This window comes from Microbacterium sp. NPDC090014 (assembly GCF_044748285.1).
Lineage (GTDB): Bacteria > Actinomycetota > Actinomycetes > Actinomycetales > Microbacteriaceae > Microbacterium.
This window is the reverse complement of the sequence record NZ_JBIVFS010000001.1, coordinates 1,033,981-1,050,648: the sequence shown is the minus strand read 5'-3', so window position 1 is coordinate 1,050,648 and position 16,668 is coordinate 1,033,981. Positions and strand designations below refer to the sequence as shown.

At 70.1% G+C, this 16,668-nt stretch carries 14 protein-coding genes; 3 read left to right on the top strand and 11 right to left on the bottom strand.

Annotation, left to right across the window (positions count from 1 at the left end; genetic code table 11):
- Nucleotides 1-72: 72 nt before the first annotated feature.
- The 5 genes from ACIPV5_RS05005 to ACIPV5_RS04985 all read right to left on the bottom strand — a co-directional run bounded on the left by ACIPV5_RS05005 (nt 73) and on the right by ACIPV5_RS04985 (nt 4,038).
- Nucleotides 73-1,509, bottom strand: a complete 1,437-nt coding sequence (locus ACIPV5_RS05005) for a hypothetical protein (protein ID WP_187248882.1) — start codon at nt 1,507-1,509, stop codon at nt 73-75.
- Nucleotides 1,499-2,836 (bottom strand): S8 family peptidase, encoded by a 1,338-nt coding sequence (locus ACIPV5_RS05000; RefSeq protein WP_400340151.1) that lies wholly within the window; start codon nt 2,834-2,836, stop codon nt 1,499-1,501. Before ACIPV5_RS05000 ends, ACIPV5_RS05005 begins: the two co-directional genes overlap by 11 nt.
- Entirely contained in the window at nt 2,836-3,273 is a 438-nt protein-coding gene (locus ACIPV5_RS04995; RefSeq protein ID WP_053098672.1) for a hypothetical protein, read from the bottom strand. Before ACIPV5_RS04995 ends, ACIPV5_RS05000 begins: the two co-directional genes overlap by 1 nt.
- A gap of 127 nt (nt 3,274-3,400) precedes the next feature.
- Nucleotides 3,401-3,682, bottom strand: coding sequence for a WXG100 family type VII secretion target (locus ACIPV5_RS04990; RefSeq protein ID WP_082298072.1), 282 nt, complete (start codon nt 3,680-3,682; stop codon nt 3,401-3,403).
- A 41-nt stretch (nt 3,683-3,723) separates the two neighbouring features.
- A complete protein-coding gene (locus tag ACIPV5_RS04985) occupies nt 3,724-4,038 on the bottom strand; it encodes a WXG100 family type VII secretion target (protein WP_053098670.1) in 315 nt (104 codons plus the stop codon).
- 444 nt (nt 4,039-4,482) lie between these two features.
- Here ACIPV5_RS04985 and eccD point away from each other — a divergent pair, with 444 nt between their 5' ends.
- The 3 genes from eccD to ACIPV5_RS04970 are packed head-to-tail and all read left to right on the top strand — an operon-like array spanning nt 4,483 to nt 8,513.
- Complete coding sequence (gene eccD / locus ACIPV5_RS04980) at nt 4,483-5,817, top strand: type VII secretion integral membrane protein EccD (RefSeq protein ID WP_056276643.1); 1,335 nt, start codon at nt 4,483-4,485, stop codon at nt 5,815-5,817.
- 3 nt (nt 5,818-5,820) lie between these two features.
- Nucleotides 5,821-7,173, top strand: coding sequence for a type VII secretion protein EccB (eccB, locus tag ACIPV5_RS04975; protein WP_400340148.1), 1,353 nt, complete (start codon nt 5,821-5,823; stop codon nt 7,171-7,173).
- Nucleotides 7,173-8,513, top strand: coding sequence for a S8 family serine peptidase (locus ACIPV5_RS04970; RefSeq protein ID WP_400340146.1), 1,341 nt, complete (start codon nt 7,173-7,175; stop codon nt 8,511-8,513). Before eccB ends, ACIPV5_RS04970 begins: the two co-directional genes overlap by 1 nt.
- Nucleotides 8,514-8,629: 116 nt before the next feature.
- Here the strand turns inward: ACIPV5_RS04970 and ACIPV5_RS04965 are convergent, their stop codons facing one another.
- Genes ACIPV5_RS04965 through ACIPV5_RS04940 form a run of 6 tightly spaced genes read right to left on the bottom strand, consistent with a single transcriptional unit; the run spans nt 8,630 to nt 16,664 of the window.
- Nucleotides 8,630-9,190, bottom strand: coding sequence for a hypothetical protein (locus ACIPV5_RS04965; RefSeq protein WP_400340144.1), 561 nt, complete (start codon nt 9,188-9,190; stop codon nt 8,630-8,632).
- The gene (locus tag ACIPV5_RS04960; RefSeq protein WP_056276631.1) at nt 9,187-10,017 is read right to left on the bottom strand and encodes a PP2C family serine/threonine-protein phosphatase; all 831 of its coding nucleotides are present in this window, start codon (nt 10,015-10,017) and stop codon (nt 9,187-9,189) included. The genes ACIPV5_RS04965 and ACIPV5_RS04960 overlap by 4 nt, the downstream gene beginning before the upstream one ends.
- Nucleotides 10,014-11,786 carry a DUF5684 domain-containing protein gene (locus ACIPV5_RS04955; protein ID WP_400340142.1) on the bottom strand — a complete coding sequence of 591 codons (1,773 nt, stop codon included), beginning with the start codon at nt 11,784-11,786 and terminating at the stop codon, nt 10,014-10,016. Before ACIPV5_RS04955 ends, ACIPV5_RS04960 begins: the two co-directional genes overlap by 4 nt.
- Nucleotides 11,783-14,335, bottom strand: coding sequence for a transglutaminase domain-containing protein (locus ACIPV5_RS04950; protein ID WP_400340140.1), 2,553 nt, complete (start codon nt 14,333-14,335; stop codon nt 11,783-11,785). The genes ACIPV5_RS04955 and ACIPV5_RS04950 overlap by 4 nt, the downstream gene beginning before the upstream one ends.
- Entirely contained in the window at nt 14,332-15,702 is a 1,371-nt protein-coding gene (locus ACIPV5_RS04945; protein WP_400340138.1) for a DUF58 domain-containing protein, read from the bottom strand. Before ACIPV5_RS04945 ends, ACIPV5_RS04950 begins: the two co-directional genes overlap by 4 nt.
- Nucleotides 15,699-16,664: a MoxR family ATPase gene (locus ACIPV5_RS04940; protein WP_053099368.1), complete on the bottom strand. Its 966-nt coding sequence runs from the start codon at nt 16,662-16,664 to the stop codon at nt 15,699-15,701. The genes ACIPV5_RS04945 and ACIPV5_RS04940 overlap by 4 nt, the downstream gene beginning before the upstream one ends.
- Nucleotides 16,665-16,668: the final 4 nt, after the last annotated feature.

Sequence of the window (16,668 nt, the reverse complement as noted above, 5' to 3'; positions counted from 1 at the left end):
CCGACCACCGACCATGCACGCGTGCGGGGCGTGGACGCCATCCGCCGTCCACGCCCGCCGCGGTGATCCTGATCAGTCCGCGTGCTCGTCGCGGGAGCCCGCCTGGGCGCCCTTGGCACGCGGACCGCGCTCCTCGTCGTCTTCGAGCTTGGGAGCGATCGGACCACCGAGACCGGAGCGCTTGGCCTTCTCCTCCTCGTCGGCGCCTCCCGCGCCGCCCATCATTCCCATACCCGGACGCATGCCGGAGCCTGCTGCTCCGGACGAGCCCGCCGCACCGCCTGCTCCGCCGACACCGCCAACACCGCCAGCGCCACCGACGCCGCCAGCGCCACCGACACCTGAGCCGAATCCACCCGCGCCGCGCGCACCCACTCCGCCGACGGCGGACTTGCCCAGCAGGCCGCCACTGCCTCTCTGGCCGGCGCCGGACGAGCCTCCGAGTGCGGATCCGCCGAGGGTGCCCATGCTGCCGATACCGGCGATCTTGGATCCCGCAGCGATGGCCGCGGCTCCTGCGCCGCCGCCCACGATGCCGCCGATGCCGCTGCCCCCACCGATGACTCCGCCGGGGAGCGTCGAACCGGGGTGCAACGGATACCCGCCTCCGGTTCCTGAACCGCCGCCGCCGGTGCCTCCCGGCAGCACGCCGCCGCCGGGGAAGTCGACCGTCGGGTCATCGCCGCCGGTATCACCGGGGCCTCCCGGTCCGTCGGGGTCGTACTCCCAGTCTCCGGGACCATCGGGAATCGTCGGATAGGTGGGGTCAGGCAGGTACTCGGGGACGGTCGGGTCCGTCGGCGTCGGCGGGACATACTCGCCGACCCCGCCTCCACCGCCACCGGTCTGGTATCCACCGCCACCGGGCGTGTACCCGGACGGGCCGCCGCCGATCCCCGGGGATCCGATCCTCGGGGCGTCGATCTCCGCGCCCGGGATCGGCTCGTCAGAACCGGACGGGGCCTTCGACGACCGGTAGTCGACCTCGTTCATCGCGCGGGCCGCCTGAGCCAGCTTGTTCGTCGGCTCCGTCAGCGACGCCTCGACCTTCTGAACGACCTCGCGCGCGGCATCCTCCCGCTGGTTGCCGAGGAAGTCGCCGATGGCGTCCAGAGCCTTGTCCGCCGCGAGCGGACCGAGGACCGGGTGCACCACCAAGGACGCGCCCTTGGCAGCGTTCGCCCAGAAGGGGTCGATCGATGCCGACGGGAGTTCGGCGGCCGCGATCTCGCGTCGAGCCGAGTTGCCTTCGACGACCGCGGAGTCCACGGCCTCGACGAGTCTGAGAATGGCCGATACCTTCGACCGGATCTCGTCGATGTCAGCGGTCGCCCCCTTGGCGGACTCGCCCTCCCAGAACTCGGAGAGGCGCACGGCCGAGAGCGCTCGCTCCAGTGAGGTGAACGCATTCGTCACGGCGGAGAGCCGCGGGATGATCGAGTCGTCGAGCTGCCGGATGCGGTTCAGTTCCGCCTCGTACCCGCCCGGGCCCATCTGCTTACCGGCCATGGTTTCCCCCTTGTTCGGTGGTGTCTCGTCGTGAGGAGCGTGTCAGTACGATCGCGAGGATGATCCCGCCGATCACCAGCAGCAGGAGGACGATCCCTCCGCCGATGAGCCAGGGCGTGATCGGCGATGCCTGCTGATCGGGTTGCTCGGCGACCGGCGCGTCCGTCGGGACGGGTGTCTGCGCGCCGCTTCCGAGCGCCGCCTTCGCCTCGTTCACGTCGCCGAGAGACGGCTGCGCGTACGTGTCCTCGGTGTCGAAGAGCGGGTTCACGTCAGGATATTTCGACGGGTCGACCGCGAGCATCCCCGTGAGGGAGGCCGCTCCATACCCGGTGCTGTCGTTCCACTCCGGCTCGTGCTCGCCCTTGGTGCCCGTGTTGTGGATCAGGCTCTGGATCAGCTGCCCTGCTGTCGCATCCGGGTACTTCTGCTTGACCATCGCGAGGAAGCCCGCGACGATCGGCGTCGAGAACGACGTTCCCGACCCGATCTGCTGGGCGTCCCAGGAATCCGGGGTCCCCTGCAGGAGGAGCCCGACCCCGGGTGCGGCGACGACGACGTCCTCCGCCAGGTTCGGCTTGCCGTTCGTTCCGGTCTGGATCTTGCCGTCCTCACCGAAGGCCTGCACCGCGACGACTCCGTTGAGCCCCGCGGGCCACAGGCTGATCCCGTCCTCGTTCGACATGCCGGCGACGACGACCGCGTCGGAGGCATAGGCGTCGGCGAGACCCTGCCGCATGTTGATGCTGCTTCCGGAGGAGATCGAGATGATGTCGGCGCCATCTGCCGCGGCGTCCGAGATCGCGCGGTCGAGGGCGAAACGACCGTCGTCGCCCAGCTCCTCGCCGTTCTCCTGGAGGCACTCCGCATCGCCGCCGTCTTCGCCGATGACGCCGTCGAGGACGCCGGTGCTGTAGAAGACCACCTCTGCCCCCGGCGCCACACCCTTGACCGGGGCACCCCCGGCCGGAGCCTCGCCGGTTCCGGCGATCATCGAGACCACCTGGGTGCCGTGAGAGGACTTGCCGTACTCGGCAGAGACCGCCGGATACGGCTGGCCGGTCGCGTCGAAGCAGTACGAGGAGTCATCGACGGTGACGTTCGCCCCGCGGAGCCCGACCACGTCGGGGTTGATCTGACTGTCGATCACGGCGATCTTGATTCCCGCCCCGTCGAAGCCCGCATCGTGCGCCTCTTGGACCTTGCCGCGATCGAACCACCACAGACCCGATGCGGCGGCCGCTGTCGCGCTCGAGGGCACCGCGATCGCGGCGGCCAGCGCCATAGCGCCGACCGCCGCGATCACTCCGCGGCGAGTGCGTCTCATCAGTAGTCGGCCTCTTCGGGCTCATCGGCACCCGTAGACGTCGGTGCAGATGCCTGGACTCCGGCTGAGCCCCCACCCGTCGCGCCGGTCCCAGCGCCTGTCGATGTCGCGGTGTCGCCGTCGCCCTGGGCAACGGCCGAGTCCAGCAGCGACACGATCAGCTTCGTCTCGTCGGCGAGCGACGCGTCCTGCTCGGCGATCTGCATCACGGCGGCGCGAATCACGTCGTGGGTGTCCTGGATCTTGGCGATGGTCCGCGCCGTGGCGTCTCCCATCGACTGCGCGGCATCGGCCACGGCCCGCCGGAAGTCGACGGTGGCCTTCGACGACCCTCCCTCCGAGACCGCCACCTCAGACGGGCTGGGGAACTCCTGCAGCTCACGCAGGATCCGCTTCAGCTCAGCGAACACTCCATCGAAGTCGATTGCGATGCTCATCGACGCCCCTCCCCTTCACAACGGCAGATGATTCCGAAACATCTGCTGCGCCCTCCGACTCGATCGCCGAACAGCACAGCAGACGGCGCGGGCCCGGCGCATCGCTGCGTCGGGCCCGCGCCACGGATCAGGCCCCGAAACGCCCAGCGGCCGACTTGTCGGTCTGGACGTACTGGCCCGAGATCTCCTCGGTCTTGCCCGCGATCTGCGTGAGAAGCTGCTGCATCTCGCTCAGCGAACGGTTCCACTTGGCCTGAGCCTGGTCATACGCCTGCTGCGCGGAACCATCCCACGCCGCACGGAGCTTGCTGACCTCTGACTCGAGACGGTCCAGCTCGGAACGAATACCCTGCGACCCGCTGCGGATCTGCGCTGCCAGAGCGTTGACCTGCTCCGGGCGAACTGACATCGACTGCATCATGTTCTCCTTGAAATCTCTGTGGTCTACGCTCAGGCGCCCATCATCGAGCCGAGGCCCGAGATGGTCTGCTGGTGAGCTTCTTCGGTCGCAGCCTGGTCACGCTCGGTGCCCGCAAGAGCATCCTCGAGCGTCACGAGGACCTCGTTCAGCTGACGCGCCTGCTCGTCCCACCGCGACATCAGCGTCGTGAACGACACAGCAGCCGCACCGGTCCAGAAACCACGCAGCTGCTCGATCTCACCGCGGACCTTCTTGGTCTGCTGGTCGATCCCGGACTTGGTCTCCCGCACCGCCTGGGCTCCGCGACGCAGAGCCCCTTCTTCTGCGGAGATGACATCAGCCATAACTCACTCCCTCCGGTCCACATGGGACACACGTGCGGGGGAGCGCATCCCAGTCTTGGGACGACAACGAAACAACCCCCCACGAATCTGTTTCACGACACAGGCTAGAACACATCGGAACGAATCGCCAGATTTCATGATGCATCCGAGCGGAGATCCTGCAGTCGATGGAGAAAATCGAAGATGCTCAGTTCAGCGCCCTGTCACGGCACACGATCAGCGCACTGGTTCCCCCGCGCTTCGAGTATCGCGTAGAGGCTCGAGAGGTCCTGCCTCCGATCACCAGAACGCACAGCGCATCCTCCGGGAGATCGTGCAGTCGATGGAGAAACGTCGCATCCTGCGACTGTGCGTTGTCGCACGCCTCAACTAGGGTGAAAGGCGGAATGCGCAGCCACGGGTCTCCTCCCGCCCGGCTGCACACCATGGAGGGGGCATCGTTCCATGACTCAGAGCAGCGCAACGGCAGGCACCGTGCTGCGGCTTTCCGTCGTCAGCGACGACCGTCGGCTCGACGTCGGCGTGCCGTCGCAGGTCCCGCTGGTCGAGATCATCCCCGGGTTCGCCCGGAGTCTCGGCGTGCTCGACCCGACCCTCACCCACGGCGGCTACTCGTTGCAGCGAGCCGATGGCACACCCCTGGACCCGGCACGCGGCGCGGCGGCGCAGGGTGTGCACGACGGAGAGCTGCTCACTCTCGTCCGCGGCGGCCTCATGCAGGAGCCGCGCGTCTACGACGACGTCGTCGAAGCGGTGATCGACGCGACGGCAGAGCAGCACGGCTCCTGGACGCCCGCGGACAGCTCGCGCACAGCGCTCTTCGTCAGCCTCACCTTCCTCGCCCTCTGCGCGCTGCTGCTCGTCGCCACACCGCCGACGTCCCTCCTGCCCGCGATCATCGCGGGCTCGGGAGCCATCGTCCTCAGCGTCGCGGCCGCCGTGCTCATGCGTCTCCGTCAGCCGGAAGCCGGACACGCCCTGGGACTCACCGCCGCGGCCTACGGAGGGCTCGCGGGTTTCCTCGCCGTTCCCGTGCAGAGCATCTGGGGCTGGCCGCTCGCGGCCATGGGACTGGGTCTCGTCATCGTCGGCGGCCTCGGCCTCGCCGTCACCCAGGAGAAGCCCGAGATCCATCTCGTGCCGATCGCGCTCGGCGCCTCGATCGGCATCACCGCGACGACCGCCGCGATCTTCGGCGATGCGCTCGCTCCCTACGCGATCATGCTCGCCACGACCGCACTGCTCGCGAACGGCATCCCGTGGCTCGCTCTCAGCTCGACGCGCATCAGAGTCATCTCCCCTCAGAGCGACGCCGACATGTTCGCCGCACCCGAGCCCATCGATGCCGACGAGGTCAAGCGCCGCGCCGCCGCGGGGACGCGCACTCTCATCGCACTGCGCGCTGCGCTGGGCCTCGCGGCGCTGATCGCGACCCCTCTGGTCGCCGGGAGCGGCGTCTTCGGCGCTCTGCTCTGCGTGCTCGCGTTCGTGGGCATGATGTTCCAGTCGCGTCAGATCCACGCGCGCCTCGGCGTGCTCGTCCTCATGGCCATCGGCGCGATCGGGCTCGCCGTCACCGGTGTGACGGTGGCACTCGCTCTGCCCGACGTCCGCACCTGGATGCTTCTCATCCTGGTCGTGGCCACCGTGATCCTGGTCGGTCTCACGCTGCTCACGCCGAAAGCGCGTCTGCGGCTCACGAGGCTGGGCGACACGGTCGAGGTCATCGCACTCGCTCTGCTGCTGCCGCTCGGCGTCACGACGGCCGGACTCATCTGACCCATGGCGACCAAGAAGGATCTGATCGAGGCCCAGGGCTTCAGCAGGCGCCGCCTCCTCTCGGCGTTCACCGGCGGAGCCCCCGGGGGCAAAGAGCTCGACCCCGCGAAGCCCCTGCGCGCGGTCGTCGCCGGAGTCGCACTCACGGTCGGCGTGATCCTCGTCGGGGTGTTCTGGGGAATCATGCAGCCCGGGCTCCCCGGCGACTGGCAGAACAACCGCCTGATCGTCGCCACCGACACCGGCGCCCGCTACGTCTCCGTCGAGGGCACGCTGTACCCGGTGATCAACACGGCCAGCGCGCGGCTTCTGATCCCCGCCGGAGAGTTCAAGGTGGTGCGCACGGATCAGGCGGCGCTCGACGGGATCCCGGTCGGCCCCTCGATCGGCATCCTCGGTGCGCCCGATGATCTGCCCGCGCCCGCGGCGCTGATCAACTCCTCCTGGACAGCGTGCATCGACGACACGGCCGGCGCCGCCGTGTCACTGTCGAGCGCGCCGATCGCCGAGGTGTCGACGGGAACTGGTGCCGTCGTCCAGCGCGGCGACGAGCTGTTCGTGATCGCAGACGGCAAACGCCACGCAGTGCCCGCCGACGATGCCAACGCCGTGCTCCGCGCCGTCGGACTCGGCACCAGCGACGTCCTCGAGGTCGACGGACGATGGCTCAACCTCTTCGAGTCCGGTGACGAGCTCGAGCCGATCCGCATCAACGGCGTCGGCGCATCGGTGCCCGGAACGGATCTGAGAGCCGGCACGATCGTGCACACCCAGGGCAGCCCTGCCGACGAGCGCTACGTGGCGCTCGGCACCGGTGAGCTCGCCAGGCTCAGTCCCCTCGCATATCAGCTCTACCTCCTCGGCAGCGGCCAGGAGGTCGGTGCTCAGCAGGAGGTCTCCCCCGCCGAGGTCGCCGACGTGGAGACCCGCCCGTACATCGGGGGCGAGGACTGGCCGACGCTGCCGTTGACCACGCTCGCCGCCGGCGAGACGCCCTGCGCGATGCTCACCGATGACGCGCACACGGTGCTCGCGGCGACGACCACCGAGTTGCCCGAGCAGCGCTCCGGCGTCGATGTGAAGGTCGGTGGCGGCGCCCTCGTCGAGGTCACGGGTGGGTCCGAGGACGCGGCGGGTCTGGCCGTGCTCATCGACGAATCCGGCACCGCGTTCGCGATCCCCGGTGCTGCAGCAGCGCAGAGCGCCGAGGAGTCCGCAAGCGGCCCCATCGCTCAGCTCGGGTACTCCCCCGAGGACGTCGGACAGGTGTCGGACGCGTGGATCGAGTTCTTCGCCGCCGGCCCCGCGCTGACCTCCGATGCTGCGAGAGAGTCGCCCGGCTCGGGGACCGACTGATGCGCGGCCGCACAGCCGCTCTCACGGCCGTCGTCCTCGGCGCCACGCTGCTGGGCGCACCGGCATCCGCTCTGGCATCGCCTGCCGTCCCGACGTCGATCGCATCGATGGCGACGTCCGGCGATGCCTGCACACCCGGCAACGTGGTGTTCACGCCCGAGGTCCCACCCGCCCTCGCACTGCTCGGTGCTGACGAGGCCCACCGCGTCGCCACGGGCCGAGGGGTCGTCGTCGCCGTCGTCGACTCGGGCATCGATGCCGGCAATCCGCATCTCGCCGGAGCCGTGATCGGCGGTGTCGATCTCGTCGGAGACGGCGAGCGGGCTGACGGTCTGACCGACACGACCGGGCATGGCACGGCGATCGCCGGGCAGATCGCCGCACAGCCGGTCGCGGGCTCCGGCGTCGTCGGACTCGCGCCCGACGCCCGGCTGCTCTCCGTGCGAGTGTTCCGCAGCGAGCAGCAGCAGGACAAGGACAAGGGGTACGGGCCCACCTCGCAGCGCATCGCGGACGGCATCCACTGGGCGGCCGACAACGGCGCGGACATCATCAACGTCTCGATCTCGCAGACAGCCGACTCCCCCGATCTCCGGGCGGCGGTCGAACACGCGTCCGCCGTCGGCGCCCTGGTCGTGGCGAGCGCCGGGAACAGGGCGTCAGATCCGGACGCGGAGGACGGCGCTCGCTACCCCGCGGCCTATGAGCAGGTTCTCGGGGTCAGCGCGGCCGACGCCACCGGACGCGCGACCGATGACTCGATCCACGGACCCCAGGTCGGCGTGACAGCCCCCGGAAGCACGGTGCTGAGCGCAGCGGTGGGCGGGGGCGACTGCGTCTTCGCCGCCGATGCCCCTGCCTCGAGCTTCGCGACCGGATACGCGAGCGCGGCTGCCGCACTGGTGGCGCAAGCGCACCCCGAGGATCCGCCCGCAGGCTGGGCGTATCGGCTCACCGCCACCGCCCTGCGAGCCGACGCCGACAATCGGGACGATATCGACGGCTGGGGATTCATCCAGCCGCTCGCCGCCATCGAGCTGCTCCCGGATGAGACGACGCGCGGGCCCGTGAGCCCATACTTCGACACCTCGGAGAGCGCCGTGCGACCGCCCGCAGCCACCGCCGACCCCGATCATGGAGCGTCGCCGTTCCTGCTCACACGGGAGGCCGCGCTGTTCACCGCGATCGGCGGAGCGACTCTGCTCGGTGTGCTCGGCATCCTCATCGTGCTGCGTCGCCGCAGAGAGCAGCCGGTCGTGGATCCGGTCGAGGTCGAACGCGAAGGCGGACTGCTCAACATCCCCGGTCCGGCATCGGGTGACCCGAGCACGTTTCACTGAGACGCGCGGCGCGATGGTCCGCAGCGACACGGCGCGGCCGCTTCAGGGCACCCAGGCGGCCCGACGGCCGGTGGGAGTGCGCGGACGCTGAGCACGGCTCCGTCAGGGTGAGGGCGTCACCCGAAGACGAAGAAGCCCAGACCCACCAGACCCGCGAGGGAGACGACGCAGGCTGCTGCGAACGTGATGAGGGCCGCCCGGCTCCAGCGCAGTCCCTGCTTCGCGACCGACGGGAGATCCGGGTCCACCGTGCGCGTGGGCGCCGCGGCGCCGATCACGACGGGCGGGGCAGAAGGGCCGAGCGGGGCCGGACGCGGCCGGTAGATCTCCGGTGCCGGCGCATCCGTCGGCGCCTCGAACGAGGCGGGCACGTCAGCCTCTGCGCGGTCGGCAGAGTCGTCGCTGTCGGCGGGCTGTTCCGATCTCTTGCGTCGCACACGACGCGGCGTCCGGGAGACGAGCACCGTCGACTCGTCGACAGGGTCGTCCTCCCGATCGGCACCTGGCTCCTCAGCCTCCGCGGGTCTCCGGTCGACGACGACCGTCGCCTCGTCCACGTCATCCGCTGGCTCAGCGGGTTCGGCGACTTCGGCGGGCTCGGCGACCGATCTCCCCCGGCGCCGATCGCGTCGGGTCAGCATGACGGTCTCTTCGACCTCGGTCTCGTCGTCCGTCATCTGGCTCGAACCGGGATCGTCGTGCCCTCGAGCATCGAATCGGTCAGCGAGGCGGATGCGGCATCGCGGCCCGCAGTGAGGTCGTCCGAGTGCCCGTTCGCGCCTCCCGAGATCACGTCGATCACGACGACCGACACGTTGTCGCGACCACCCGCTTTGAGCGCCCGGCTCACGAGAGCCGCTGCCGCGGTCTCCGGCCGCCCGTTCATCGTCAGGGTCGCTCGGATCGCCTCGTCGCTCACCTCGCCGCTCAGGCCGTCGGAGCAGATCAGCAGTCGCTCGCCGTCGACCACGGGCAGCAGCCAGCTGTCCGCGGTGCTGTCGGGAGCACCGATCGCCCTCGTGATGACGTTGCGCTGCGAGAACGTCGAGAGATCCTCGGCGCGGAGCTCACCGGCATCCACCAGTTCCTGCCCCAGCGAATGATCGATCGTCAGCTGTGTCAGCTCGTTGCCGTGGTGCCGGTAGACACGGGAATCGCCGACGTTGAAGACGAGCCAGTGCGGCACGCCGTCGTGATCGACGAGAGCGACACCGGTCACGGTGCTTCCTGCGCCGCGCTTGTGCTCGGCGGAGATGTCATCGACCACAGCCGAAGCGCGACTCAATGCCTGTCCGATGTCGGCGACGTCGACCGTCGCCCCGCGAAGCGGCTCGAACGCCTCCACCACCGCAGCGCTCGCACGATCCCCCGCCTCATGCCCGCCCATGCCGTCCGCGACGAGGAAGACCGGAGACGCCACCAGCACCGAGTCCTCATTCGCCGAGCGCGTGAGACCGGTGTCGGTGAGTGACGCGACGCTGAGGACGACCGAGGAGAGCGTCATGAATCGCGCTCCGCGATCACATGCATCCCCACTTCACCGAGGATGAAGCGGCCGTTGCCGGTGACGCTCTCTCCGGGATCGAGCAGGGTCTCGGTGCCGTTCTCCTCGACCACGACGACGCCGTTCGTGGCGTGCAGATCGGTGAGACGCCACTCGTCGTCGTGCACGACGAGACGAGCGTGCGTCTTCGACAGCGTGCGGGTCGTATCGGAGATGGCGAGTCGCTGCTCGCCCGGCTCGCCGATCGGATTGCGGCCGATCACGACGCTGGCGCCGGACAGCGAGAACTTCCGTCCGTCATCGAGCACGAGCGATCGGCGGACTCCGCGCTTGCGGGCGACGACGACGGTGGCGTCGAGGTCCTCGTCGACATCGTGCGTCGGACGCGGTGTGACGACCGTCTTGTCGACGTCGGCCGCGAGGCCTCCGAACGGCATCGCGAGGGGCGCCGGGACGGGTTCCTCGACCGCGGGTGCGGGCGCTGCATCGGCCGGGGGCACCACCGCGGCCGTATGCACATCCGCGGTGGTCCCCGCAGCTGCGGGGGACGACGGGACAGGCCGGATCACCGGCGCCTGCGGCTGTTCATCCGAGAGGCCACCATCTCGGAACGAGGGCGGAGCGGGCCGCACCATACGCTGCGCCTCTTCGGCGGGAGCCGCGGCAGGCGGGTTCTCCGCCGGCCGCTCGAACTCGGGCACGGGAGCGGATGCCGGGGCCGCCGCCGGTGTCTGTGCCGATTGCTGAGGCACGACGTCGTCGGATACCGGCACCGGCGGCGCGGGTGGCTGCGGCGCCGCCGGAGCCACAGGCGCGCCACCCATTGCGGCCATGATGCCGGTGGTCGGGTGCGCCTCGGTCGGAGCCGGCGGGTTCGCGGCGGGTGCCCGCTCCGCTGCAGGGGGCTCAGGTGCGCGCACCGGCGCGGGCGGCGCAGGAGGCTGCAAAGCCGGCGCCTGAGGAGCAGGAGGCTGCAAAGCCGGCGCCTGAGGAGCAGGAGGCTGAGGCGCAGGAGGCTGAGGAGCAGGAGGCTGCTGCGCGAAGGACGAGGTGGGCGGCTGCGGCGGAGCGAATGATGCCGCCGGCGCACCCTGCACAGCGGGCTGTCCGGCGACGGGAACCGGCGGGGCGCCCGGGACGGGAGGCGCGCCCCACCCTGAACCCGCGGGACCACCGCTCGCCGCGGCTGCGGTCGCAGTCCGGTCGGGCTGCGCGGTCGGACGGCTCGGTGCGGCGTAGTCGGGGAACACGGGCGCGGGGGCGTCAGGCTGGCTCTGGGTATGCGGAGCCAGCGACGGGATCGTGTACCCCGATGCGTCCCTCGCCGGGGTGGCCGTGGGCTGCGAGCTTCGGCGCGGGCCGGGCTGCAGAGCGGCCAGCCGTTCGCCCTCGGGGTACGGCGGCGCCCCCCAGGCGAGAACCGTCGCCCAGACCGGGGGCAGAAGGATCGCGAGCACCGTCATTCCCGCACCGCGACCGAACCTCCGATTGATGCGGTGGGTCGCGACGACCTTGAGGTAGATGCCGTACAGCTGCACGATCGGGATGAAGTAGAACACCACCGACCACGCCGGCACTCCGCCGCGCGCCAGGATCTCCGCCTCGTTGAGGATGGGGACCCAGCCCTTCCACCCCTCTCCGTCGATGCGCGGGAAGAGGCGCGACAGCGCCAGCGCGTACCAGACGTAGACGGCGAGGCCGATGAGCACGCCGACGCCGCCGACGATGGCGAGCATCGTGACGTAGCCGGTATCCACGGGCGCGATCATGAGTTCCCCTTCTTCCGGTCGCCGGGCGACCAGGTCAATCCGAGCGTAGCGAGCACAGGCACGGCGGCCGTGAATCCACGACCGTTCGCGCCCCGTATGCGACCGACGAACGACGTCGGTCGCACGCGCATGACGATGCGATGCCACCATCTGCCTGCCGCTGCGAGCTCCGTCCGCTCGGCGTCGACGATCTCCCAGGCGGCGCGCGCATCCTCGTCCGTCGGAGGATGCTCGGCGAACACGGCGCGATCGACGATCTCTGCCAGGCGGTCCGCTGCCTCTCGGTCGGTCGAGAGCGCGCGCTGGATGCGGGTGCCTTCGGCATCCATCGGCACATCGTGGTCGGCGTACACGTCGACCAGCTCCTCCCACGCCCCGGCGAGACGCACCTCGGGATCTTCGGCGGTTCGGCGGGCCCTGGCTCGCTGCCGTTTGGCCAGCAGCAGCACGAGGAAGGGCAGCGCGAGCAATGCCAGCGCGAGCATGCCGAGCCCCACAGCGCGGAGGATCGGCAGCAGGACGGCGAGCACCTCTGACTGCGGCGACTCGAGCGGAGGCGCGTCATTGTTGGAATCGCTCTGCGCCTGAGGCGGATCCAGCGCCTCCGACCGGGGCTGCTCGGGCACCGTGGGATGCTCGGGCAGCTGCTCGCCCTCGGTGATGGAACTCGGAAGCATCGCGTACTGCGGTGTGGTGTCGACCGGCATCCACTCGCCGCCCGAGCCTCTCACCTCGACCCAGGCGCTCATGTTCGCGCCCGTGCAGGTCTCCGTGCAGGCGGGAATACCGGGCACCTCTTCTGCGGCCGCAAGGCGCGCACCGATCACGACTCGGGACTCGAGCCCCCAGTGCTCGGCGAGAAGCGCCGCTGCCACTGAGAACTGCTCATCGTCGCCGACCGCCGACACGAGCAGCTCGGGCGCGGCATCCGAGCCTGCCCTGCGCTCCTGTTCGAGCAGGTCGGTGAACAGCTCCTCGATGCGGGCCGCGGAGTGTCCCGCATAGCTGGGTGCGAACGCGTATCCCTCGGACTCCTTCAACGAGGCGATCCATCCCGCCGCCGCCTCATCGTCGATCAGCGCGTGGCTGAGGTAACCGCGGGAGCGCAGGCGGTCGATGATCTCGAGATACCCGGCCCCGGTGCGGGGCTGCTCCTGCATCTCGGCCCACTCGGTGAGCGAGGGATACAGGTCGGTGTCGAGGTTCGAGGCACCGCCCTGCACGGCGGTGATGTCGCCGGGGCTCGCCGGGGCGTCCACGAGCACTCTGTAGCGATCGCCCGGAACGAGCCCTTCTCCCCCGCCGGGCGCCTCTGCCACGGTGATCGCCGTGTCGCCGCCCGAGTTGACGTGGAACCCGTCGGCGAGCGCTTCGGCGCGCGCACCCGAGAAGTCCGGCGCCTCGGCGAGACCGGCCGGCGAGGGGACCCAGATGCCTCGATAGGCGTCGCCGATCGTGATCCCGAGCGACACGCGGCCCTCGCCGGGCATCGCACTGCGGGGCAGCCGGCTGAACCGGTCGTCCGGCGCGATGTGGAAGTCCTCGCCGTCGTACGAGTCGAGGGTCACGAGCCGGAGGCGCTCCAGCGCTCCAGAATCGCCCTCCACCTGCACGACCGTGTCATCGAGAGTGCTGCCGGCGAACCACGATCGGTAGGCACTGAGGGGGCTCGCCTGCTGCTGCACGACGATCATCGGCTCGACCTCGTCGCGCAGAACGGAGCGGTCGCTCCACCCGGCCGCGGCGGGAGCCACCGCGAAACCGGCGACGAGGGCGATCACCGCGAGACCGGCCGACAGGAGATGCCGACGGATCGTCAGCCACACCGGGGTCGCCCGGCGCGAGATGTTCGCCGCCGCGACGGTGCGCAGCGCCTGTGCCCGCTGAAGCCGCGAGCGTCCGACCAACCAGACGAGAGAGACCACGAAGAGCGCGACGCCGATCAGCCATTCCCGAGGAGCGGGAAGCGCGACGCCGAGCACCGAGACCGGAGCCGTCGTGCCGCTCACACCGAAGGCGATGCCGAAGACGCTCATCGCGGTCACGACGGGAACCGCTATGGTCGCCCGACGTCCGCCTTCGAGCACGAGCAGAGTGGCGATGAAGGAACCGAACAGCATGACTACGAGGAGCGGGATGAGCACCGCCTGGTACTCACCGAGGGGCGGGTTCAGCGTCAGCATCTGCTTCCAGCCGAGCACCACCCCCAGCACCGCGTCGCGGATTCCGCCCAGGAACGCGGGAAGCGACGAGAGCGCCGATGGGATGGCGAGCGGAACCGAGACGACCAGATAGACGCCGGTCACCGCGAGCGCACCGATCAGCAGCCCCCACCGCAGCAGCCGGGTCAGCACGGCGACGACCATGCCCAGCAGGCCGCCGATCAGGCCGGCCGCCAGCGCCCGGGGGGACTCGTACACCGGCCATGCAGCCGCCGTGGCGAGACCGATGCCGACCAGCACATATCCGAGAGACCAGAGGGTCAGAGCCGAGAGCGCGAACGTCCGGCGCGACCTCGCGACGCCGCGCCGCGGACCCGCGGCGCTCATCGCAGTGCTCCGCGGGCGAGCATCTGCGGAAGGTCGCCGAGTGCGCCCAGCGTCATCACGGCGAGTTCGCGCGCCGTGCGCAGGGTGGGCTGCTCGCCGAGTTCGCTGCGCACCGCGACCGCCTCGACCGCCGCCGGCAGCGTGATGGCGGCGTGGCGCAGACGCTCGAGCGGCATGCGCGAGCCCGTCATCAGGAATCCGATCGACAGGTCGGGGTAGGACTGGGCGGTGAGCGCGGCGACCGCCTCGAGCCGCATCACGCGGTCGGCCGGATCGATGGTCGAGGTGGCATCGAGGAGGGCCTTGGGAGTCACCGTGGGAAGAGTGCGTATCGACAGCAACTCGGCACGGCTGTGCTCGGGGATCTCGTTGCTCACCGAGAAGAGCACGTCACGACCGTCGCGCACACCCTGCAGGGCGAGGGATGCGGCGGCGCTGACCGTGTTCTCGAACTCGTCGTCGCTCTCGTACGACTCGCTGTCGAGGTCGAGGATGATGGCGATGCGAGCGTGCCGCGACTCCTCGTACTGACGCACCATGAGCTTGCCGGTCTTGGCGGTCGACTTCCAGTGCACGTGCCGCTGCGAATCGCCCACGACGTACTCGCGCACCGCGTGGAACGAGAGGTCGGCATCGACGAGGGTCGAACTCGGCGTGCCCTCGAGATCGCCGATGAGACCGGCGCTGGTGCTGGGCAGGCGCACCGTGACCGGATGCACGTGGATGCGCTGGACATCGGGCCAGCGCAGCTCACGGCGGAGGATGCCGATCGGATCACCGCGGGTGATGGTCATGGGGCCGACGTCGATGACACCGCGGCGGTGGGCGGCGATCGTCAGCTGCTCGCGATGGTGGGCGGCGGGGCGCAACAGGGGGACGTGCGCTTCGACGAGCCCCTCCCCCACGGGAACGTCGACGATGCCGGGCAGCGACAGACGCTCGCTGTTGTTGCGCACGTCGAGCGTCGCACCGATCTCGGCACCGGCGACCACGCGGTCGCGGTCGAGGGTCAGCTCGATGCGATAGTCGTGGGTGCCGAGGATGAAGGGGATGCAGGCGATCAGCAGCACGAGCGCGATCGCCGCCACCGCCCACGCCTCGACCCAGCCGAACAGCAGCCCGGCGGTGACGCACAGGACCAGCGCCGCGACGACCAGCATCCCGGCGGATGTGACCGTCTCACGCACCCACGCGACAGCCGCTCGGGTTGCGCGCTCCGTGCTGCGAGCGGCCCGACGCACGCCGAAGACGGCGCCGCGGACGGGGCCGCGGCGCGTGCGGTCGTAGCGCGTGACCGTCGACGTGCGCGTCGACGTGCTGGTGCCCGCCGTGGTGCGCGTCAGACGGGACTCGGTGCTGAAGCTCACGCAGTGCCGTTCTCGCGCGGCGGCTCGACGTCGAGCAGGATCTGCCCCACCACGGCGACCGCGGTGACGCCGTCGAACTCGGCCTCCGGCTCGAGCACCAGGCGGTGCGCGAGGGCGACGACGGCGAGCTCTCGGACGTCGTCGGGGGTGACGAAGGTGCGACCGTTCTTGGCAGCCCACGTCATCACGAGACGTGACAGGGCGAGGGCCCCTCGCACACTGGCACCGAGGCGGACCTCGGACGCTCGACGCGTCGCATCGACGATGCGCATGATGTAGTCGGAGACCAGCGGGTTCACGTACACGCCGCGGGTCATCTCGGCCATCGTGAGGATGGTGTCGACGCCGACGATGCCGTCGAGCACGTGCTTCGGCTGGGCTGCTCCCTGGAGGATGCGCATGGTCGCGGCTTCGTCGGGGTATCCGATCGACGTCTTGATCATGAAGCGGTCGAGCTGCGCCTCGGGCAGACGGTAGGTGCCGCCCTGCTCGATCGGGTTCTGCGTCGCCATCACGAGGAACGGCGATCCGACCGGCCGCGTGACGCCGTCGACCGTGACCGTGCCCTCTTCCATGACCTCCAGCAGCGCCGACTGCGTCTTCGGGCTCGCCCGGTTGATCTCGTCGGCGAGCACGATGTTCGCGAAGACGGGACCGGCGTGGAACTCGAAGGCGCCCTCCTTCTGGTCGTAGACGGTGATGCCCGTGACATCGCCGGGGAGCAGGTCGGGCGTGAACTGGATCCGGGTGCTCGTTCCCGTCACGGTCTGCGCGATCGCCCGCGCGAGAGCCGTCTTGCCTGTGCCGGGGAAGTCCTCGAGCAGCACGTGGCCGCCGCTGACCGCCGCGGCGAGCACGAGCTCGATCACGTGCCGCTTGCCGAGGATCGCCTGTTCGACGTTGGCAGTGAGGATCGAGAACGTCTCGGCGAACCAGGCGGCCTGTTCGGCGGCGATGGTCACGGGA